A 3263-nucleotide genomic window follows, 5' to 3' on the forward strand; every position below is an offset into this window, starting at 1 on the left:
GGGGGGCTGGAAACGACGACGCCCCCTCGCAGCACAAGGTCGCGAGGGGGCGTGGTAGAAAAAGGTTGGCGGCGACCGACTCTCCCACCGGTGAAGGTAGTACCATAGGCGCTACGGGGCTTAACTGCTCTGTTCGGAATGGGAAGAGGTGAACACCCGTGCTAAAGCCACCATTACTGGTGTCCATGCAAGTTGCATAGTCAATATCGTTGACGCAGGAAACGGGTAAGAAGAAAGAAGCAGAACTTGGTTTACTAGAAGCGCTCGAGTCATTAGTACAGCTCGGCTCGGCCATTTCGGACCTTCGACCTGCTGCCTATCAACGTCGTAGTCTACGACGACTCTTATTATGGGAAATCTCATCTTCAGGTGAGTTTCGCACTTAGATGCTTTCAGCGCTTATCTCATCCCAGCGTCGCTACCCGGCGCTGCCCCTGGCGGGACAACCGGTGCACGAGCGGCTGGTCCAACTCGGTCCTCTCGTACTAAAGTCAGGTCCTGTCAAATTTCCAACGCCCACCACAGATAGGGACCGAACTGTCTCACGACGTTCTGAACCCAGCTCGCGTGCCACTTTAATCGGCGAACAGCCGAACCCTTGGGACCTTCTCCAGCCCCAGGACGTGACGAGCCGACATCGAGGTGCCAAACCTCCCCGTCGATATGAGCTCTTGGGGGAGATCAGCCTGTTATCCCCGGCGTACCTTTTATCCTTTGAGCGATGGCCCTTCCATGCGGAACCACCGGATCACTATATCCGTCTTTCGACCCTGCTCGGCTTGTAGGCCTCACAGTCAAGCTCACTTCTGCTATTGCGCTCTGCGTACGGTTACCAAGCGTACTGAGTGAACCTTTGAAAGCCTCCGATACTTTTTTGGAGGCGACCACCCCAGTCAAACTACCCACCAGACACTGTTTCCCGATTCGAGATTAGGCGCCAAGCAACACAAGGGTGGTATTTCAACGTTGACTCCACGATGGCTGGCGCCACCGCTTCATAGTCTCCCACCTATCCTACACATGTGTTACCCAGCGTCAATGTCAAGCTATAGTAAAGGTGCACGGGGTCTTTCCGTCCCGTGGCGGGTACTCGGCATCTTCACCGAGACTACAATTTCACCGAGCTCACGGCTGAGACAGCGCCCAAATCGTTACACCATTCGTGCAGGTCGGAACTTACCCGACAAGGAATTTCGCTACCTTAGGACCGTTATAGTTACGGCCGCCGTTTACCGGGGCTTCGATTCAAACCTTCGCCTTGCGACTAAGTTCCCCTCTTAACCTTCCGGCACCGGGCAGGTGTCAGGCCTTATACTTCCTCTTGCGAGTTCGCAAAGCCATGTGTTTTTGTTAAACAGTCGCTTGGGCCTTTTCACTGCGGCTTCTTGTATTGCTACAAGGAAGCGTCCCTTCTCCCGAAGTTACAGGACCATTTTGCCGAGTTCCTTGGCCGTGATTCACTCGAGCACCTCAGGATTCTCTCCTTGACTACCTGTGTCGGTTTGCGGTACGGGTTACATAAGGGTTAAAACGCTTAGCAGGTTTTCTTGGCAGTCTGATTAGGTACACTATCCCGTTGGCCGAAGCCGCCAGGTACTATCGTGGTTCAGCAAAAAGGGCGTACTTAACTACCCTCTCTATACCTACACACTTTAACGGGCACTTCCGTCCGCCCGCGGTACTTTCACTTCTGCGTCACTGCATCACTTCCTTACGTAAGTGCTGGAATATCAACCAGCTGTCCATCGACGTAGCCTTTCGGCGTGGCCTTAGGTCCCGACTAACCCTGATCCGATTAGCGTTGATCAGGAAACCTTAGTCTATCGGTGGGCGGGTTTCTCACCCGCCTTATCGTTACTCATGCCTACATTTGCTTTTCTCGCCGCTCCAGCATGCCTGACAGCACACCTTCACCGCTGACGAGAATGCTCCCCTACCACTTACGCATAGCGTAAATCCATTGCTTCGGTACCGGACTTGATGCCCGCGTATTATCGATGCCCTCTCGCTCGACCAGTGAGCTGTTACGCACTCTTTAAAGGAATGGCTGCTTCCAAGCCAACCTCCTGGCTGTCAAAGCAAGTGGACCTCCTTTGTTCAACTTAGTCCGAATTTAGGGACCTTAGCAGATGGTCTGGGTTCTTTCCCTCTCGGCCTGGGACCTTAGCACCCCAAGCCTCACTGCCGGCTATATTACATGGCATTCGGAGTTCGTCAGGATTCGGTAGGCTATGACACCCCCTAGTCCTATCGGTAGCTCTACCTCCATGTAACTCAACGCCGACGCTGTACCTAAATACATTTCGGGGAGTACGAGCTATTTCTCAGTTTGATTGGCCTTTCACCCCTACCCACAAGTCATCCAAATCCTTTTCAACGGAAACTGGTTCGGACCTCCAGTTGGTTTTACCCAACCTTCATCCTGCTCATGGGTAGATCACAAAGTTTCGCGTCTACCTCCTCTGACTCTGCGCCCTATTCAGACTCGCTTTCGCTGCGGCTCCATGTGTTCACACATTTAACCTTGCCAGAGAAGAGTAACTCGTAGGCTCATTATGCAAAAGGCACGCCGTCACCCCACTTAAGGGCTCCGACCGCTTGTAAGCACACGGTTTCAGGTTCTTTTCACTCCGGTATTCCCGGTTCTTTTCACCTTTCCCTCACGGTACTAGTTCACTATCGGTCTCTCAGGAGTATGTAGCCTTAGCGGATGGTGCCGCTGGATTCAGACGGGGTTTCTCCGGCCCCGCCCTACTCAGGAATCCTCTACCGTGATCTACAAGGTCGCTTACGGGATTCTCACCCTCTATGATCGACTTTCCCACGTCGTTCAGCTAATGTAAATCAATCAGATCTTGAGGTCCTACAACCCCGGACTGGCCGTAACCAACCCGGTTTGGGCTCGTCCCCGTTCGCTCGCCACTACTTGGGGAATCATTGTTATTTTCTGTTCCTCCGGGTACTTAGATGTTTCAGTTCCCCGGGTTTGCCCCGTATCTTACGATATGGTCTTGCAGCTTCACTGCAAGGGGTTGCCCCATTCGGAAATGCCAGGATCACTTGGTATGTGCCCATCCCCTGGCCTTATCGCAGCTTATCACGTCCTTCATCGCCTCTGAGAGCCTAGGCATCCCCCGTGTGCCCTTCGTTACTTCTGTAACTTCCTGATTACTCAGGAAGAGCTCTTGGTCTGTCTTCGTATTGCTACGAAGCAGATGCTTTGTTTCTTCTTACTCGTTTTCCTACGTCAAAGAACTTATGAA

2 rRNA genes are annotated in these 3263 nt (G+C 52.8%); both read right to left on the reverse strand.

Features of this window, described 5'->3' with window-relative positions:
• Positions 1 to 63 precede the first annotated feature (63 nt).
• A 5S ribosomal RNA gene (gene rrf / locus E5K02_RS25350) occupies positions 64 to 175 on the reverse strand.
• Positions 176 to 252: 77 nt separating this feature from the next.
• Positions 253 to 3158, reverse strand: a 23S ribosomal RNA gene (locus E5K02_RS25355).
• Positions 3159 to 3263: the final 105 nt, after the last annotated feature.

Source organism: Hymenobacter metallicola (assembly GCF_004745645.1).
Classification (GTDB): Bacteria; Bacteroidota; Bacteroidia; order Cytophagales; family Hymenobacteraceae; genus Hymenobacter; species Hymenobacter metallicola.